2 pseudogenes are annotated in these 723 nt (G+C 49.4%); both read left to right on the forward strand.

From position 1 onward, the window contains the following. Positions 1 to 71: 71 nt before the first annotated feature. Positions 72 to 197, forward strand: a pseudogene (locus EF384_RS09990) (hypothetical protein); the annotation flags it as partial. 97 nt (positions 198 to 294) lie between these two features. Beyond that, positions 295 to 723: pseudogene (locus tag EF384_RS09995) on the forward strand (cytochrome b N-terminal domain-containing protein); the annotation flags it as partial.

Raw genomic sequence — 723 nt, forward strand, 5'->3', positions numbered from 1 at the left:
AAATAATTAACAACTCCCTAATCGACCTCCCAGCCCCATCCAACATCTCTGCTTGATGAAATTTCGGCTCCCTATTAGCAGTCTGCCTCATGACCCAAATCCTCACCGGCCTACTACTAGCCATGCACTACACAGCAGACACATCCCTAGCCTTCTCCTCCGTAGCCCACACTTGCCGGAACGTACAATACGGCTGACTCATCCGGAATCTCCACGCAAACGGCGCCTCATTCTTCTTCATCTGTATCTTCCTTCACATCNTACCTCTACAAGGAAACCTGAAACACAGGAGTAATCCTCCTCCTCACACTCATAGCCACCGCCTTTGTGGGCTATGTTCTCCCATGGGGCCAAATATCATTCTGAGGGGCCACCGTTATCACAAACCTATTCTCAGCAATTCCCTACATTGGACACACCCTAGTAGAGTGAGCCTGAGGGGGATTTTCAGTCGACAACCCAACCCTTACCCGATTCTTCGCTTTACACTTCCTCCTCCCCTTTGCAATCGCAGGTATTACTATCATCCACCTCACCTTCCTACACGAATCAGGCTCAAACAACCCCCTAGGCATCTCATCCGACTCTGACAAAATTCCATTTCACCCATACTACTCCTTCAAAGACATTCTGGGCTTAACTCTCATACTCACCCCATTCCTAACACTAGCCCTATTCTCCCCCAACCTCCTAGGAGACCCAGAAAACTTCACCCCAGCAAAC

Origin of the sequence: Aerococcus agrisoli (assembly GCF_003797145.1) — a bacterium.
GTDB classification, from domain to species: Bacteria; Bacillota; Bacilli; order Lactobacillales; family Aerococcaceae; genus Aerococcus; species Aerococcus agrisoli.